The sequence below is a fragment of the Acetanaerobacterium elongatum genome, from assembly GCF_900103835.1.
Taxonomy (GTDB): domain Bacteria; phylum Bacillota; class Clostridia; order Oscillospirales; family Ruminococcaceae; genus Acetanaerobacterium; species Acetanaerobacterium elongatum.
In genome coordinates, this window is sequence record NZ_FNID01000049.1 from 1 (window position 1) to 17298 (window position 17298).

21 protein-coding genes and 1 other annotated feature are annotated in these 17298 nt (G+C 50.1%); of the genes, 6 read left to right on the plus strand and 15 right to left on the minus strand.

Going from position 1 to position 17298, the window contains the following annotated elements; all coding sequences use genetic code 11:
- From BLR50_RS13165 to rpmG, 8 genes are all read right to left on the minus strand, one after another.
- Positions 1-235, minus strand: a 235-nt coding sequence (locus tag BLR50_RS13165) for a transposase (protein ID WP_143008113.1), incomplete at its 3' end; no start/stop codon positions are given.
- 164 nt (positions 236-399) lie between these two features.
- Positions 400-774 (minus strand): 50S ribosomal protein L7/L12, encoded by a 375-nt coding sequence (gene rplL / locus BLR50_RS13170; RefSeq protein ID WP_092643266.1) that lies wholly within the window; start codon positions 772-774, stop codon positions 400-402.
- 64 nt (positions 775-838) lie between these two features.
- A complete protein-coding gene (rplJ, locus tag BLR50_RS13175) occupies positions 839-1360 on the minus strand; it encodes a 50S ribosomal protein L10 (RefSeq protein ID WP_092643269.1) in 522 nt (173 codons plus the stop codon).
- 53 nt (positions 1361-1413) lie between these two features.
- Positions 1414-1583 (minus strand) — a sequence feature (ribosomal protein L10 leader region).
- A gap of 42 nt (positions 1584-1625) precedes the next feature.
- Positions 1626-2318, minus strand: a complete 693-nt coding sequence (gene rplA, locus BLR50_RS13180) for a 50S ribosomal protein L1 (RefSeq protein WP_092643272.1) — start codon at positions 2316-2318, stop codon at positions 1626-1628.
- 58 nt (positions 2319-2376) lie between these two features.
- The gene (gene rplK / locus BLR50_RS13185) at positions 2377-2802 is read right to left on the minus strand and encodes a 50S ribosomal protein L11 (protein WP_092643322.1); all 426 of its coding nucleotides are present in this window, start codon (positions 2800-2802) and stop codon (positions 2377-2379) included.
- Positions 2803-2992: 190 nt separating this feature from the next.
- Positions 2993-3514: a transcription termination/antitermination protein NusG gene (gene nusG / locus BLR50_RS13190; protein WP_092643275.1), complete on the minus strand. Its 522-nt coding sequence runs from the start codon at positions 3512-3514 to the stop codon at positions 2993-2995.
- A 27-nt stretch (positions 3515-3541) separates the two neighbouring features.
- Complete coding sequence (gene secE / locus BLR50_RS13195) at positions 3542-3778, minus strand: preprotein translocase subunit SecE (protein ID WP_092643278.1); 237 nt, start codon at positions 3776-3778, stop codon at positions 3542-3544.
- A 23-nt stretch (positions 3779-3801) separates the two neighbouring features.
- Positions 3802-3951, minus strand: a complete 150-nt coding sequence (rpmG, locus tag BLR50_RS13200; RefSeq protein ID WP_092643281.1) for a 50S ribosomal protein L33 — start codon at positions 3949-3951, stop codon at positions 3802-3804.
- Positions 3952-4416: 465 nt separating this feature from the next.
- Here rpmG and BLR50_RS13205 point away from each other — a divergent pair, with 465 nt between their 5' ends.
- The 5 genes from BLR50_RS13205 to BLR50_RS13225 are packed head-to-tail and all read left to right on the plus strand — an operon-like array spanning position 4417 to position 9805.
- A complete protein-coding gene (locus BLR50_RS13205; protein WP_092643284.1) occupies positions 4417-5487 on the plus strand; it encodes a D-alanine--D-alanine ligase family protein in 1071 nt (356 codons plus the stop codon).
- 43 nt (positions 5488-5530) lie between these two features.
- Complete coding sequence (gene murI, locus BLR50_RS13210; RefSeq protein WP_092643287.1) at positions 5531-6349, plus strand: glutamate racemase; 819 nt, start codon at positions 5531-5533, stop codon at positions 6347-6349.
- A gap of 58 nt (positions 6350-6407) precedes the next feature.
- Positions 6408-6842, plus strand: coding sequence for a YwiB family protein (locus tag BLR50_RS13215; protein ID WP_092643290.1), 435 nt, complete (start codon positions 6408-6410; stop codon positions 6840-6842).
- The gene (gene argS / locus BLR50_RS13220; RefSeq protein ID WP_092643292.1) at positions 6835-8523 is read left to right on the plus strand and encodes an arginine--tRNA ligase; all 1689 of its coding nucleotides are present in this window, start codon (positions 6835-6837) and stop codon (positions 8521-8523) included. The genes BLR50_RS13215 and argS overlap by 8 nt, the downstream gene beginning before the upstream one ends.
- Before the next feature lie 52 nt (positions 8524-8575).
- Positions 8576-9805 (plus strand): homocysteine S-methyltransferase family protein, encoded by a 1230-nt coding sequence (locus BLR50_RS13225; RefSeq protein WP_092643295.1) that lies wholly within the window; start codon positions 8576-8578, stop codon positions 9803-9805.
- Positions 9806-9865: 60 nt separating this feature from the next.
- Here the strand turns inward: BLR50_RS13225 and BLR50_RS13230 are convergent, their stop codons facing one another.
- The 7 genes from BLR50_RS13230 to BLR50_RS14750 all read right to left on the minus strand — a co-directional run bounded on the left by BLR50_RS13230 (position 9866) and on the right by BLR50_RS14750 (position 16752).
- A complete protein-coding gene (locus tag BLR50_RS13230) occupies positions 9866-10321 on the minus strand; it encodes a GNAT family N-acetyltransferase (RefSeq protein ID WP_092643298.1) in 456 nt (151 codons plus the stop codon).
- A 4-nt stretch (positions 10322-10325) separates the two neighbouring features.
- Entirely contained in the window at positions 10326-11543 is a 1218-nt protein-coding gene (locus BLR50_RS13235) for an MFS transporter (protein WP_092643301.1), read from the minus strand.
- A gap of 52 nt (positions 11544-11595) precedes the next feature.
- A complete protein-coding gene (locus BLR50_RS13240) occupies positions 11596-12615 on the minus strand; it encodes an ROK family transcriptional regulator (protein WP_092643304.1) in 1020 nt (339 codons plus the stop codon).
- 108 nt (positions 12616-12723) lie between these two features.
- The gene (locus tag BLR50_RS13245; protein ID WP_162840450.1) at positions 12724-13572 is read right to left on the minus strand and encodes an alpha/beta fold hydrolase; all 849 of its coding nucleotides are present in this window, start codon (positions 13570-13572) and stop codon (positions 12724-12726) included.
- A gap of 168 nt (positions 13573-13740) precedes the next feature.
- On the minus strand, positions 13741-14163 hold the full coding sequence (locus BLR50_RS13250) for an Hsp20/alpha crystallin family protein (RefSeq protein ID WP_092643311.1): 423 nt from the start codon (positions 14161-14163) through the stop codon (positions 13741-13743).
- 318 nt (positions 14164-14481) lie between these two features.
- Complete coding sequence (gene feoB / locus BLR50_RS13255) at positions 14482-16488, minus strand: ferrous iron transport protein B (protein WP_092643315.1); 2007 nt, start codon at positions 16486-16488, stop codon at positions 14482-14484.
- A 30-nt stretch (positions 16489-16518) separates the two neighbouring features.
- The gene (locus tag BLR50_RS14750) at positions 16519-16752 is read right to left on the minus strand and encodes a FeoA family protein (RefSeq protein WP_092643319.1); all 234 of its coding nucleotides are present in this window, start codon (positions 16750-16752) and stop codon (positions 16519-16521) included.
- A gap of 259 nt (positions 16753-17011) precedes the next feature.
- Here BLR50_RS14750 and BLR50_RS13265 point away from each other — a divergent pair.
- Positions 17012-17298 (plus strand): helix-turn-helix domain-containing protein (locus BLR50_RS13265; protein WP_162840451.1); only part of this gene is annotated, 287 nt, incomplete at its 3' end.

Here is a 17298-nt window from a genome sequence, read left to right on the forward strand (position 1 = left end):
ATCTGGTCTCGCTTCTTATTCCATACAGATAGCCGATGAACAGCATGCGAAACATGATTTCCGGTTCAATTGCCGGCCTTCCGATGTTTTCGCAGTAATACGGTCTGCAAATTTCATTGATGAAAGAAAAATCAATGTATCTATCTATCTTTCTGAGCAGATGATCCTTCGGCACCAGATTTTCTATGATTACCAGTTCCATTTTTTCTTGTCGGTTTGTCCCTGTATTAAGCATTGATTTTTCCTCATTTCATGCGGTTTTCTTCCCTTCTATTATACCATATTTTTCATATATTTTCTCCCTTTTTTGCATAAAAATAGACCGCTGACTTGGACTTTGTCAGCGGTCTGAAGGCCGCTCCTCTCGGAGCGGCCTTTATTACGGTATTTAAAGCCAGATTACTTAATCTGCGCCTTAGCGCCAGCTTCTTCAAGCTTCTTGGCAAGCTCGTCAGCGTCAGCCTTGGAGATGCCCTCTTTAAGAGTCTTAGGAGCAGCCTCAACAAAGTCTTTCGCTTCCTTTAAGCCGAGACCGGTAAGCTCTTTAACTACCTTGATAACCGCCATCTTGTTGGCGCCTACATCGGCAAGAACTACGTCAAACTCGGTCTTCTCCTCTGCAGCAGGAGCAGCAGCGGCGGGGCCAGCCATCATAACAGGAGCAGCAGCGGAAACACCGAACTCCTCTTCGATTGCCTTTACAAGCTCATTTAACTCTAAAACAGTAAGAGTTTTGATTTCTTCGACAAATTTAGTAATCTTCTCAGAAGCCATTGTAATTTACCTCCCGGTTATTTTTATTTTTTGTTAAGATACGTTTTTCAGGGCAGTACCGCGATTACTCAGCGGCAGGTGCAGCGCCTTCGCCCTTCTGCTCTGCAATCTTGTTAAGCGCAACAGCAAGTCCGCGGATGTTCCCGTTGAGCACGGAAAGCAGCTGGCCCAGAAGCTGTTCCTTAGAGGGCAGCTTGCCGAGCTCAATGGTCTTGTTTGCATCAAGGATGCTTCCGTCTACAAAGCCGGCCTTGATAACAAACTTACCCTTAGAGTCATCTGCATATTTGGTAAGAATCTTGGCTGCGGCAACAGGGTCTTTTTCGCTTACGGCGATAGCGGTGGTGCCGTCAAGCACGGCGGTAAGACCGTCAAGCTTTGCATTTTTAGCGGCAAAACGAAGCATGGTGTTCTTCACAACCGCATATTCAACGCCGGCCTCACGCAGCTCCTTACGAAGCTTGGTGTCGTTGGCTACGGTAATACCCTTGTAGTCTACAATAACACCCGCGCAAGCTTTAGAAAGCTTTTGAGTAAGCTCTTCAACCTGCTGCTTTTTTGAGTTTAATACATTCTCACTTGGCAACTTAAAGTTCACCTCCTGATGATTTGCAGGGATTTCCCTGCTAGAATTGGTGAAAAAACAGATAAAAAGCCCTTTCCCTCATAACCGAGAGAAAGGGCTGTGTGTTTATATGATACAAGCGTACAAGCTTTTATAAACAACTGCTCTCATCCTCGGCAGGCGGGGGATTAACCCTTTACGCTTTTTAAGCACCTACTGTCTTTGGAAAAGACAATCAACGTGTTATATTATACAGTACCTGCTGGTTTGTGTCAAGCTTTAAAAATCACACAAACTTAGAGGGGTTAATGCGAATGCCGGGGCCCATGGTGGTTGCGATAACGCAGCTCTTAACATACTGGCCTTTTGCAGCGGCGGGCTTTGCCTTTACGATAGCGCCCATCAGGGTATCGAAGTTTTCGACGAGCTTCTCTACACCGAAGGAAGCCTTGCCGATGGGGCAGTGGATGATGTTGGTTTTATCAAGACGGTACTCGATCTTACCGGCCTTAGCTTCGCTAACAGCGCGGGCAACATCAGGGGTAACCGTACCGGCCTTGGGGTTTGGCATCAAGCCACGGGGGCCGAGCACCTTACCTAAGCGGCCTACAACACCCATCATGTCGGGGGTTGCAATAACAACATCGAAGTCTGTCCAGCCTTCGTTCTGAATCTTCGCTACCATATCGTCAGCGCCAACATACTCGGCGCCTGCCTTTAAGGCATCGTCAGCTTTATCGCCCTTGGCGAATACCAGTACCCGAACCTTTTTACCGGTGCCGTTTGGCAGCACCACCGCGCCGCGAACCTGCTGCTCAGCGTGACGGGAGTCTACGCCAAGGCGCACATGAATCTCGACGGTTTCATCAAACTTAGCCTTCGCGGTCTTAACGCATACACCCAATGCTTCCTGAGCATCGTAGAGCTTACTGCGATCTAAAAGTTTGGCACTGTCTTGATAGTTTTTGCCGTGTTTCATATTCAGTTCCTCCCTAATTGAGTGGTTAATAACGGAAATTTCCTCCCACCCGGAAGCATTAGTCTACGACTTCGACGCCCATGCTTCTGGCTGTTCCTGCTACCATGCTCATAGCGGAATCGATGCTTGCAGCATTTAAGTCGGGCATCTTCTGCTCAGCAATCTTTCTAACCTGCTCCCTGGTAATCTTAGCAACCTTTGTCTTGTTCGGTACCCCGGAAGCCGTTTCAATGCCGCAGGCCTTTTTAATAAGAACTGCCGCCGGCGGGGTCTTGGTAACAAAACTGAAGGAACGGTCTGCATAAACCGTGATAACAACAGGGATGATAAGACCTACGTCGCCTTTTGTACGCTCGTTAAATTCCTTCGTAAATGCCATGATATTAACGCCGTGCTGACCCAGTGCAGGGCCAACTGGCGGTGCCGGAGTGGCCTTACCGGCCGGTATCTGGAGCTTAATAAAGCCCGTAACCTTTTGAGCCATTTTTTGCACCTCCAAAATTACGTGGTAGATGGCGGAATAAAATAAAAGACTTTTTATTCCTCCCACCGGGAAACCTCCTCGGCTGAAAGGGGGTCACCCGTGCATAAATACGGCAGATGCCGCATCATGCGGAAAGCAAAGCGTTTTTAACGGGACGCCTTAAACCCCAAGGAACAAAAAACATGACCAATCATTCTACCGGCTCGGCCTGATCAAGCTCAAGCTCGGCAGGGGTTTCACGGCCGAACATCGAAACAATAACGCGAACCTTGTTCTTGTCCACATCAATCATATCAACTGTACCGATAAAACCTTCCAGCGGCCCGCTGGTAACGCGGACGGAATCACCCACCGCAAAACGAACCTCGATATGCTTTGTTTCAACACCAAGCGCCAGAACCTCGTCCTCGGTAAGAGGAATGGGTTTTGAGGCAGGGCCAACAAAGCCGGTAACGCCGCGTATATTCCGCACAACGTACCATGAATCGTCATCCATTACCATCTTCACCAGCACATAGCCGGGGAATATCTTGCGTTCCACTTCACGCTTCTTGTCGTCTTTGTACTCTGTAACCTTTTCGGTGGGAACCTTAATCTCTTGAATTAAGTCCTGCAGCTTGCGGTTTTCAACCATTTTTTCAAGGTTGCCCGCAACCTTATTTTCGTAGCCCGAATAGGTGTGTACAACATACCACTTCGCGGTATCAGACATGTTTTTTCCTCCCGCTTTTCGAAAAAGTCAGACCTTAAGGGTGAGCTTCACTACTCCGGTGAAGATTAAATCAATAACCCAGATGATGGCACCAGTACCAAGCATGATAGCAACAACCACCAGCGTGTTGTTCCAAAGCTGCTTGCGTGTAGGCCATACAACCTTCTTTACCTCGCCCCTTATGTCACGGAAAAAGCGGGCAACTCGCTGGAAGAAACGTTTAGGACTGAATTTGCGCTCCTTTTTTTCGGGGTTGGTCGCCATAATTGTCCCTCCTGTCCTTCACTTTACTTTGTTTCCTTGTGAAGCGTGTGCTTCTTGCAGAAACGGCAGTACTTGTTCATCTCGAGTCTGTCAGGATCGTTCTTCTTGTTCTTCATGGTGTTGTAGTTGCGCTGTTTGCACTCTGTGCAAGCCATAGTAACCCGAACTCTCATATCGGCACCTCCAGTAATCGGATTATTTTGCCTCCCTCTAAAAAACAACGACCGTAGGCCACGGTGCGGCGGGATGCCGCAGGCTCAGCTTCTTTACACGTTTTTACGGTTATCATTCCTTGTTTTAACCTTCGTAAAAAAGCGCACAAAAAAATAAACCCTTTTAGAGGTATAATCACTATAGCACACCCTATTCCAAAAGTCAACAGCCTGCTGGCTAGTTTTGGCGTGTTTTTTTAGCCAAATGAATAAAAGCAGGAATAAATATTGCTTTTACCATTTTATTTTGCTAGAATGAACTGTACTACTATTTTATAATAGATGATAATATACTGTTTTATACGGTATTGTGTTCAGACGACGGCTTTATCCGGCCGTTTTCATCTTATACAATCCTAAACGGCACTGAAGCGTACGGCGATAAGCGTTATATATATGAAGTATACTACAGGAGTGTGACTGCAATTGTCAAGACTGACAGTGGGTATCCTCTTTGGCGGTGCATCAAGTGAATACGAGGTTTCACTGATGAGCGCCAGTTCGGTACTTAACCATATTAATAGGGAAAAGTACGACATCGTGATGCTGGGCATTACCAAGGATGGTAAGTGGCTGCGTTACCGCGGTGAGATTAACGATATTAAGAGTGGAAACTGGGTAAACGGCAATGTAACCCCGGCTTATGTGGTGCCGGATCGTGCCTTGCACGGTATTATAGAAATCGGCGAGGACGGAACCGCTAAAGCAACAAAGCTTGATGCGGTGTTTCCCGTAATGCACGGTAAAAACTGCGAGGACGGTACCCTTCAGGGACTGTTTATGGTGGCCGGCATCCCCTTTGTGGGGTGCGATACTCTTTCCTCCGCCATCTGCATGGATAAGGTAGTTACTCATACCGTAATGGATAACGCCGGCATTACAACCGCTAAATGGGATTACTGCACGGCGGATGTCCTTGATAATTTTGAGCCCTATGCCAAAACGCTTGCAGAGCGCTTTGGTTACCCGATGTTTGTAAAGCCCGCCAACGCCGGTTCCTCGGTTGGCGTTAACAAGGCAACTAACAGTACCCAGCTGAAGGCCGCCATAAAAATCGCACTGCAGCACGATAAAAAAGTGGTTATCGAGCAGGCGGTTGTGGGGCAGGAGGTTGAGTGTGCCGTACTCGGCAACCGAAACCCTGTAGCCTCGGTGGTGGGCGAGATTGCCCCCAAAGCGGAATTCTACGATTACGACGCTAAATATATCAGCGATACAACCGATTTGTTTATCCCCGCGCGGATACCGGAGGCTGTAGCCGAAAAGGTGCGCGAAACTGCCGTTAAGGCATATCGGGCGCTGTTCTGCACCGGCCTTTCTCGCGTGGACTTTTTTGTGCGCGCAAACGGTGAGGTGGTTTTTAACGAGATTAATACCATCCCCGGTTTTACCCATATCAGCATGTACCCCAAGCTGTTCGAGGCCTACGGTATTCCCTACAGCGAGCTGATTGACAAGCTGATTGAGCTGGCGCTCGAACGCAAGTTTATGATTTGAGCATACACCCTTGGCAAATACTATTCAAGGCATGGAGGTTGCGATGGACAATCGGAGCATCGGCGTGTTTGATTCGGGGTTGGGCGGTCTTACGACGGTAAAAGAGCTGAAGGAGCTGCTCCCGCATGAAGACATCGTCTATTTCGGCGATACGTCCCGCGTTCCCTACGGCAGCCGAAGCCGTGATACGATTATCAAATACGCAAAGCAGGATATACGATTCTTAACCGGCCACAACGTCAAGATGATTATCATCGCCTGCGGTACCGTCAGCTCGGTTTTGCCGGAGGAGGTTGCCGGCAGTTTTGGTATACCCATCATCCGTGTGTTAAACCCCGCAGCTCAGGCGGCTTGTGCGGTAAACCGCGACGGCGCCATCGGCGTAATCGGTACCCAAGCCACGGTGCGAAGCGGCGCCTACGGCAAGGCTATCCGTTCCATCAAGCCGACTGCCCGTGTGATCGGTAAAGCCTGCCCGCTCTTTGTTCCCTTAGTGGAAAACGGCTTTCTGGGGCCTGATAATCAGGTGACGCGGCTGGTGGCGGAAGGGTATTTAAACGACATTAAAAAAGAAAACATCGATACAGTGATTATGGGCTGCACCCACTATCCCCTGCTTTACGATGTGATATCCGACATACTCGGCAGCGAGATTACCCTGATTGATGCGGGGCGTGAAACCGCACATTTTGCGGCGGCAACATTAAAGAGCATGGGGCTGATGAACGAGGATACCGCCAGAGCAGGGCGGGCCGAATACTATGTCAGCGACCGTATCGACGATTTTTCGGAGATTGCCGCGCGGTTTTTGGGCAGCAGCATTAAAGGGGATGTTTCGACAATCGATATTGAGGCATACTAAGCTTTGGATAAATCTTGATTATACATAACCTTAAGCAAGCCATGGGAGGATAAACAGGTTGAAAAAGGATGTACTCATCTCCATCAAGGGGATTTCGAACATAGACGGTGAAGAGGATATCATGGAGCTCATGACGGTAGGCAACCTTTTTGTGAAGGACGGTAAGCAGATTATCACCTACAAGGAATCGGAGGCCACCGGCTTTGAGGGCACCACCACCATGCTGGAGCTCACCGGCACCAGCAGTGTGATCTTAAAGCGCCGCGGGGCAAACCGCTCCGAGCTTATTATTGAAAAGGGCCGACGCCATCTCTGTCATTATGATACAGGTGCCGGTGACATCATGATAGGCGTTTTCTCCGATTCAATTACCAATACGCTCGGTGAAACGGGCGGGGATGTAAGCTTTAAATATTCGCTGGATATCAACTCGAGTTTAGCCAGTGAGAACGAGGTATATATCAACGTCAAGGAGTGTCAAAGGAATGGCTAATCTTATCAAATATGCCCAGGGCGAGTTAAAAGAGATACTGCTGGCGGCGCTTGGCCGTGCGGTGGCAGCAGGTGAGCTGCCCGCCGAGCCGATGCCCGCATTTACGATTGAGATACCCGCCGATACCACACACGGGGATTTTGCCACCAATGCCGCAATGGTTTCGGCAAGAGCGTTTAAGCTGCCCCCCAAGAAGATTGCCGAGATTATCTGCAACAACTGCGTGCTGGAGGGCACCTCGTTTGAACGCTTTGAGATTGCGGGCCCCGGTTTTATCAACTTCTTTTTAAGCAGTGCCTGGTTTGCCAAAACCCTGCTTGCCGTATTTGAAGAGAAGGAAAACTACGGCCGCACCAACTACGGTCAGGGTAAAAAGGCGATGGTTGAGTTTGTTTCGGCCAACCCCACCGGCCCTATGCATATGGGCAACGCACGCGGCGGCGCATTGGGCGATTGCCTGGCCTCGGCACTTGCGTTTGCGGGCTACGAGGTAACACGCGAGTTCTATGTAAACGACGCAGGCAACCAGATAGAGAAGTTTGCAAACTCCCTTTCTGCCCGTTACCTGCAGCTGTATAAAAAGGATGTGGAGTTCCCCGAGGACGGCTATCAGGGCGACGACATCAAGGAGCGTGCGCAGGAATTTGCCGATATACACGGCGAAAGCTATGTAAACGAAAGCGACGAGGTTCGTAAAAAGGCACTGGTGGAATACGCCCTGCCAAAGAATGTTGAAAAGCTGAAAGCAGACCTAGCTAAGTACCGTATCAACTATGATGTATGGTTCTTTGAAAGCACCCTCCACCAGAGCGGTGCAGTGAAGAAGGTTGTAGATATTCTCACCAAGAACGGCTATACCTACGAAAAGGAAGGCGCTCTGTGGTACAAGGCCACCGCTTTCGGCGCTGAAAAGGACGACGTGCTCATCCGCGCAAACGGCATTCCCACCTACTTTGCGGCGGATATCGCCTACCATTATAACAAGTTTATAGACAGAGGCTTTGATAAGGTTATTAACATCTGGGGTGCCGACCACCACGGCCATGTGGGCCGCCTGAAGGGCGCCATGACAGCGGTGGGGATCGACAGCGATAAGCTGGATGTCGTACTGATGCAGCTGGTTCGCCTTGTGCGCGGCGGCGAGGTAGTGCGCATGAGCAAGCGTACCGGCAAGGCTATCACCCTAAACGACCTGCTGGACGATGTACCGGTGGATGCCGCCCGCTTCTTCTTTAACCTGCGCGAGCCCAACAGCCACTTTGACTTTGACCTCGACCTTGCGGTTGAGGAAAGCGCGCAAAACCCGGTATACTATGTGCAGTATGCGCACGCGCGCATCTGCAGTATCTTTAAAAACCTTGGTGCCGAGGGTATCACGCCCAGAGCCTGCACCCCCGAGGAGCTGAAGCTGCTGAGCACCCGCGAGGAGATGGAGGTGGCCCGCTATATCGCCCGTCTGCCCGATGAAGTGACCGAGGCCGCTAAGAACTATGACCCGGCTCGTCTCACCCGCTATTGTGTAGAGCTGGCTACCATGTTCCATAAATTCTATAATGCACACCGCGTGAAGGGCGAGGACGAACCGCTGATGCAGGCGCGCATGGCACTTTGTGCCGCTGTGAAGATTGTGCTTGGCAACGTACTCGGCCTGCTGAAGATAACCGCCCCCGAAGCGATGTAATGGTACGCAAAGAAATATCTGCCGCGATTGTAACGGAGGGTTTATAAAACTTATGGAGATACCCGATAAACGCCCCTTTGTGCTGGATGGCGCCATTGCCACTAACCTGATGCAGCAGGGTATGCCGGAGGGGTTGGATGCCGCAGACTGGATGCTGCAGAACACTGAAAGTGTTGCGGCACTGATTGACGCTTTCATTCAGGCGGGGGCTATGGCGGTGCTCGCACCCACCTTTGGCCTGATGAACAGTACCGCCGAACAATGCGGTAAAGAACTTGATATTCCGCAGTTAAACCGCACACTTGCCAGGCTTGCCAAAGAGGCTGCACGCGGCAGGGTACCCGTGGGGGGCAGTGTATCGCCCTCGGGTATTGAAATCAAGCCGTTCGGAGAGGCAACCTTCAACCGCCTGATAACCGATTACAGGCAGCAGATGCAGGCCTTCAGCGAAAGCAGCCTTGATTTTGTGCTGCTGGAGAGCTTCACCAACATTGTGGATCTGCGTGCGGCGATTTTTGCGGCGCACGCGTTTGAGCTGCCGGTGTATGCCTGTGTAACCGTGGATGACGAGTGCCGTACCAAGGGTTGGGATGTGGATGTGTTAGCCGCACTGACCGTTGCGCAAAGTCTTGGCGTGCGCGGGTTTGGTATTAACTGCTCTTCACCCGACGCAACACTTGAAGCGGTAAAGCGGATTATTTCCTACGCACGGGTACCTGTTATCGCCAAACCTGATGCGGGCAATCCAAACCCGCTGCTTTTTTACACCTACGATTTTTCACCCCAAAGCCTTGCCGAGTTTACCGGCGAACTGCTTGCGGCAGGCGCGCAGATGATTGGCGGTTGCTGCGGTACTACGCCCGAGCATATCAAGGCAATTGCCGAAGCTGCCAAACGGTTTGATTATTCCGGTAAGCAACCGGAAAAGATGCTTGATGAGGTAATTGCCGCAAATCAAAGCGATGTATTCTTTATTACCGATACCCTCTCACCAAGCGAACCGCTTGACTGTGAGCTGGATATGAGCGAACTGCTGGTAGAGGCCGCGGGCGAGGGTTATGACGCCCTGTACATTAACATCAAAACGCCCGACGACGCAAACCTGCTGGCAATAAACGCACATATGGCAACCCTGCCCATCCTTCTGCACGCTGATGAGGAAACCCTGCTGGAGGCGGCGCTGCTGCAATATCAGGGGCGGGCTCTGGTGGATTCAAGATGCTACATACCCGAACAAAACCTGAAACGCATTGCTAAAAAGTACGGCGCGATTTTATATTAAACCTATAAGCGGCGCAATCTCTTTTAAACCGGGATTGCGCCGCTTTTATGATACCGCCAATTAAAGATGCAGCTTCTTGGCTTGATTATTTGCCGTAAATCCATATTTTTCGTAAAGTGATCTGCCCATCGGTGAAGCGTTCAGGGTTATCACGGTGCAACCCCTGTTTTCAGCCTCGGCCAGCAGGTGTTCAAACAGGGCTTGCGCAATCCCCCGTCTTCTGAATTCCGGCTTAGTATACACGCTCATTACATACGCAACTAAACCGGTAATATTGGCATAGGTGGGTGGTATCCTGTAAAAGCACATGCCACTTATAGAAACAATATTGCTGTTTTCAACCGCAACCCAAGAGATGTAGCTGTTGTCTGTCATGCCAGTTTGAAAATATGCGCGGGTATTTTCCCGAAACTGTACTATGTCAATTTCTTTAACATTCTCGCGTTCATTGCGCATCGCTATGCGTATGTCCACCAGTTCGTCGATATCCTGCAACGTTGCCTTGCGGTACTCCATACTTTTACACCGTCCTTTCCTCTTGCGCCTTCGCAGCGGCAAGCTTCTGCCGCATAAAGGCGTTTACCCGCTCGGAACAAAACAAAATGATAAAGATATAGGCCGTGATAAAAAACGGGAACAGCCCGATAGTGGTGGATGATGCGATAAAGCCGAAAATCGGCGGGAAGAAGGTGGAGCCCACATAGGCCACCGCCATCTGAAAACCGATAACCGCCTGCGAGTTCTCCTTGCCAAAGCGTGCGGGGGTTTCATGAATCATACAGGGGTAGATGGGCGCACAGCCAAGCCCAACCAAAACAAAGCCGATAAGAGCAGCCTCTCTGGGCAGTATCGGCAGCAGCAACAGCACCGCACCGGCCAGAATAATCAGTTCCCCTGCTCGGATAATCAGCTTGTTACTCACCTTCATGGTGATGAAGCCGGAAAGGAATCGCCCCGCGGTGATGCCCGCGTAGAAAAGCGAAACCCATCTCGCCGCCTCTGCGGCATCAAAGCCCTTGACATTGATTAAGAAGCTGCTGCCCCACAGCCCCATCGTGGCCTCCAGCGCACAGTAGAGCATAAAAGTAAACAGCACCGGCTTTACGCCCTTCAGCTTTAGCGGGTACCAAAAGCTGCCCTGTGCCGCCTCGGGTACTGTCTGCTGGGATTTTGCTTCACCCGAGCTCTGTTTTGCAACCTTATCCCACAGCGGGATGGCAAACAACAGTACGACCACCAACACAAACTGAATAATGGAGATGGTCAAAAATCCGTCTCGCCAATCGTTGCGCTTGATATAGCCCGACATAATCACCGGGCCGATCATCGCACCTACGCCCCAGAAACAGTGCAGCCAGCTCATATGGCGCGATTTGTAATGCGCGGCTACATAGGAGTTTAAGCCTGCGTCTACCGAGCCTGCGCCTAACCCAAGCGGGATACCCAGCAGAATCGCCCATATAAATGACGGCGCAAAGCGGAAGCCCAGAAGCGAAACCGCCGTGAGCAGTACGCTTACAAAGGTTACCCTGCCGGTGCCAAAACGCTTTAACACCTTACCGCTGAACAGGCTGGAGATGATGGTTCCGCCCGAAACGATGATAGAAAGAATACCCGCGTAGCCGTATGGCACGCCAAACTCGGGCTGCATAACCGGCCATACGACACCGAGCAGTGAATCGGGCAGGCCAAGGCTGATAAATGCTGCATAGATGAGTATTAAAAACAGAGTTGCCATATGATCGTTCCTTTCTCGGAAAAACGGAAGAAGTAGAAAAGTATATAAGAATTCATTGGGCAGTTAAAAAAACCTGGGGTTCCAACAGTGCCAGGGTTTCAAAGGCCATGCCGTACTGGTAGTCGAGGGTGAAATTCTGCGAAAGCCCCAGAACGGGCACAACACTTTTAGGCAGCTGCTTTGTGCAGCATGCCGCAATACCCTCCAAAAGCTGCGGCGAAAGCAGGCTGCTGGAGAATGTAATGGCGTAGGGGTTTATGATGCTGCACACCGCTACCACCAGCTTTGCCACCGCTTCAACAAACCGTTCCAGGCTTTCATATAGTGTTTGGTCATCCCAGTCAATCCCCAGGGGGATGCTCGCCACCTCACCCGCAAACCCGCCGTTGCCCTTATAAAGCTTGCCGTCAATGTAGATACCGGAACCCGGGCCGCATTTTGTGGGAAAGTAGATATAAACCGTCGCCGCCTCGCTTACCACCTGCCGGCGCCTGCAATAGCCGATTACCGCGGCGTTCACGTCGTTTTCCACCAGCACCGGAAGGCCGTAACGCTCTTTATAGTGTTCAACGATGGGGCTCCCCGTAAGCTCCTTGTAATCGGTAAGGATCATCCTGCCCTCATATTCCACACCCGGCAGGCCAAAACCAATTGCCCGGATGGTAGGGTATTGAACGATTATGGTATCAATCCACGGTTCAAAGCACTCCAGCGTGATGGCCTCCATCCGTCGGTTTTCGGTATAGATACTTTCACCGTATAGGTTTACCACACGCAGATGTGCGGTATCCTTCCCGCCCTCTTCGTGCAGGAAGATGATTAAGGCGTGGGCGAAATCCTCGTTAAACCTGAACTGCTGCGCGGGCCGCCCGCCGCTGGAAGCCGCGGCTTCGGCATCAAACGCCTCCCCGTCCTGCACCAGCTGCTGCAGAATGGTACCAACGGTTACGATGCTCAAGCCCGTTTCCTGCGCAATCTGCTGTTTGGTGGCCTGCGTTTTCAGCTTAAGGGTACGCCGTACAAGGTTGATGTTTACCTCTTTCATCACGAGCGCGTTTCCACTGATACTCACAGGGCAGGATCATCTCCTTTGTAATTACTTTTTAAAAGTCTTTTATTAAGTGATTAAAGAATATCACGGAAGTTATTATTTGTCAATAACTTCCGTGATTAATTTTAGCTATCTATTCCCTGCCTCGGCCTGTACCCGCTCCAGCCATTCGCTCATCAGGCCGGCAAACAGTTCCTCCTGCTCAATCTGCAGGTTATGCCCCGCCTTATCCAAAGCGGCAAACGAGGCTCTAGGGTAATTCTTCAGCAGCTTAAACTGATCAGAATAGCCTACCTCCGTATCCTGCCTCCCCACCAATATCAGGCTGGGTTTACTGAAGGGCTGTTGGAGCTTATCAATGTCATAGGTAAAGGCTCCGTCCAGTACATGGTGCAAAAAGTAGTTTTCGCTGTTCGCCTTCACCGCGTCATAGATATCCGATTTATACCGTTGCCACACCTTTTGTGTTTGAACAACCTGCATAAACTCAAAGCTGGTTCTGTCTTGCTCACTCAGGGTATTAAGAAAAGCCTCGTCCCTTTCCAACACCGTATGCGGCACCACATTTCCCTTACGGTACCCCGGATAAATTGCAGGGCAGAGGAGCATTAAGCCCAGTATCTGTTCTCCTTGCGCTTGAACCAATGCCCTTGCAAGATAACCGCCGTAGGATTCACCCGCCAGAACAAATCTTTGATTCTGCAGTATCATATCTAAAAATGCGAGCAGCACCTTTAACATATCATCGGAATTTTTCACCGAAGCACCCGCCTTGGATCTACCCATCCCCGGCAGATCAATATAAATGCGTTGAAACTGTAGCCCGCTTTTGTTAAACGCCGGCTCCATCCGGCCGGACATCAGATTATGGTCAACCCCCCAGCCATGGATAATCAAAAAGGGAGTTCCCTCTCCGTAGGCCTCATAATACACTTCCGAATCCAGAACCTGAACGGTTTTCTTGATTGTCTTGTTCATAACTGCCTCCATAACACGTAACTTCTTTTCACAAAATACATTAGCCTAAAGCCATTGCAAGAACATACATTCGCGGCTATTATAGCATGTTTCAGGTTCCGTTTCAAGTTGCTTCCACAAAAAACGCCTCCCCGAGAAAACCCGGAGAGGCGAAAAGCTTATTATAAATTACTGAATCTGAATGCGGCGGCTCTTTTCTGCCGCCTGATCATTCTTTGGCATTGTTAAGAACAGCACCCCGTTTTTATACTCGGCAGTAATGGCTTCGGCCTTGATGTTGGAGATATCAAAGCTGCGGCTGTACGAGCCATAGCTGCGCTCACGGCGAACAAAGTTTTCGTTTTTCTCCTCGTTCTCTGCCGTATGCTGCGCGCTGATGGTTAAACGGTCACCGTCGATATCGATGTTCAGGTCTTCCTTGGCAAAGCCGGGGAGCTCAGCCTCAAGAACGTATTGGCTGCCTTGATCAATAATGTCGGTTTTAAAGCCGCCAAAGCTTTCGGGCCAGCCAAAAAGGTTCTTTTCAAAGCCGTCAAAGAAACGCTGCATATCTTTAAAATTCCTGCGGTCAAAGGGCATCAGATCAAACATATAAATTCCTCCTTTAAGGTTTAAATGTATATTATATAAGGTTTCCGGTACACCTTTGTATGTATTCCGGTTCCTTATTTCAGTTATTATTTTATACAGCGCATGTTACAAAAATAGGCATAATCTATGACAAGACTGTTAATTTTAGCACTCTCAATGTTAGAGTGCTAAAATTGGCAGTTTTGCTTGGTTACATTCCCTAGCATACTAGCTTTCTTTCAGAATATTCTATCCGTCTGACTAGAAATCTTTCCAATCCCTTAAGCACAATAAACCTTCGGCCGATTATCAGCCGAAGGTTTTAGGATAAGTTATAAATTATAATCCCATCAGCCGCCCGATGGAATACACCGCAAATGCTGCTACCCATGCAACACCGGTTTGGTACAGCACCACAAGCAATGCCGATATGCCGCTTTCCATTTCGCGCTTAACAGCCGCAATAGCTGCCGCACAGGGGGTATACAGCAGTGTAAAAGCCAGGAACGAACACGCCGCAAGCGGGGTAAATAACCCACCCAAAGCCCCGGAGAGCGTATCAAGCGAGCTGCCGGTCAGCACTGCAAGGGTGCTTACAACCGCCTCTTTCGCCGCAAAACCTGTAATCAGGGCGGTAGAGGCTCGCCAGTCGCCAAAGCCGAGCGGTGCAAACACCGGCGCGATAAGCCTGCCGATACCCGCAAGAAGGCTATCAGCGCTGTTGGCAACAACATTCAGGCGAAGATCAAAGGTTTGCAAAAACCAGATAATTATAGATGCCACAAAGATGATGGTAAACGCGCGGGAAAGAAAATCCTTCGCCTTATCCCACAACAGCAGCGCAACCGACTTCATGCTTGGCATGCGGTAATTGGGTAACTCCAGCACAAACGGCACCGGGCTGCCGCGAAAGGCGGTTCTTTTGAGCACCAGCGCGCTGAGTATACCCATCAGAATTCCCATCAGGTAAAGTGTCATCATTACCAACGCCGCGTATTTAGGGAAAAATGCCGCCGCAAACACCGCGTAGATAGGCAGCTTTGCACTGCAGCTCATAAACGGGGTGAGCAGGATGGTCATCTTACGGTCCCGCTCGCTCGATAGGGTTCTGGTGGCCATAATGGCGGGCACCGAGCACCCAAAGCCGATGAGCATGGGCACAAAGCTGCGCCCTGAAAGGCCAACCTTGCGTAAAAGCTTATCCATTACAAACGCTACGCGCGCCATGTAACCGGTATCCTCAAGCAGTGAGAGAAAGAAGAACAGCACCACAATAATGGGTAAGAAGGAAAGCACGCTGCCCACACCGGCAAAGATGCCGTCAATCACCAGCGAATGTACCACCGGATTAATACCATAGGCAGTAAGCAGGCCGGATACCGCGTGAGTAACCACCGTGATGCCTGATTCAATTAAGCCCTGCAGCCACGGCCCAATCAGTGCAAAGGTAACCGCAAAGATCGTGAACATGATAGCCAAGAAGATAGGGATGGCAAGATACTTATGGGTGAGTACCGCGTCGATTTTAACACTGCGCTTTGTCCCCTTCGATTCTCCCGCCTTCACAACCGCCTCGCCGCAAAGCTTATCCAAAAAGGAGTACCGCATATCGGCAAGTGCGGCCTCACGGTCGGTTCCAAGCTCGTGCTCCATCTCATCCACGGTGTGCTGCAGCAGCTCCTTTTCGTTTTGCGAAAGCTGGAGCGCGTTCAACATCGGCTCATCGCCTTCCAACAGCTTGGTAGCCGCAAAGCGTGCGGGAACATGGATACGTTCGGCGTGATCCTCTACCATATGCGCTACCGCATGAACCGCCCTATGTACGGCACCGGAACAGAAATCCATCCGCTGCGGTTTCTGTTTTGCCTCGGCAACCGACATTGCAACCTTTACCAGCTCGCTTACCCCTTCGTTTTTGCTGGCCGCGATAGGCACCACCGGAATACCAAGCTCTTTTGCCAGTACCTCTGTACGGATGGTAGAGCCGTTTGCCCTTACCTCATCCATCATGTTCAGTGCCAGCACCATGGGAATCTGCAGCTCCAGAAGCTGCAGTGTAAGGTACAGGTTGCGTTCAAGTGCGGTGGCGTCAACGATATTGATGATACCGTCTGGGTGCTGGTTTATCAAAAAGTCACGCGTAACAATCTCCTCTGAGGTATAAGGTGACAGCGAATAGATACCCGGCAGGTCTACCACCGTCGCGTTTCTTTGCCCGCGTATCACACCGTCCTTCCGTTCCACCGTAACACCAGGAAAGTTTCCCACATGCTGGTTGGAGCCTGTAAGCTGATTAAACAGCGTTGTCTTCCCGCAGTTCTGGTTACCGGCCAGTGCAAATACCATCTTCGTGCTCACCTCTTTTCAACCAAATATTTATACTAAGCTGTCATTCTCTATTTCAATATTCCTGGCATCATCCGCGCGAAGGGTTAGTTCATAGCCGCGCAGGTGCAGCTCCATCGGGTCGCCCATCGGGGCCACCTTGCGAACCAACACCTCGGTTTTGGGGGTTAACCCCATATCCAGCAGCCTGCGGCGCAGAGCGCCCATACCGCCAACCGATACAATCCTTGCCTTCTTGCCCACCGCCAGTTTATCCAGTGTCATATCGTCACATCCTTTACTAGGTTCAAGTTAGCCTTTGCTAACTATCTATATTATAGCATAGTTCGTTTATAGATACTATCAGCAAAACCCACAAAATTAGCGTATGCTAACTTGGATTATTGTCTGTAATGGAGGGCTTGCTTCAAATATAAGAAACGTTATGTAATTAATAACAAGAAGCGCACTTTCACATTGATATGCTCCCTTTATGAGAGACAGTGAAATAACAAACACTGTTCATCATGAAGGGAGTATTTTTATGCCACAAAAATCTAAAATAGAGGTTACTGAAAAAGTTAAAATCACTCGAGAGTATGTATCTGGGAAAATTTCAAGAGAGGAAGCCGCCAGACGAGCCAAGGTTGCACCTGCATCAATAGCCAGATGGGCTCGGATATATCGACAGGAGGGTGCTTTGGGTCTTGCCCCGACAAAAAAGAACCGCGTTTACAGCTCCGAATTAAAGAAGAAAGCTGTCTTGGAATATCTTGCTGGCGGATGTGGTCTGCACACTATCTGCGAAAAAAATGCAATTCGTTCAGGAAC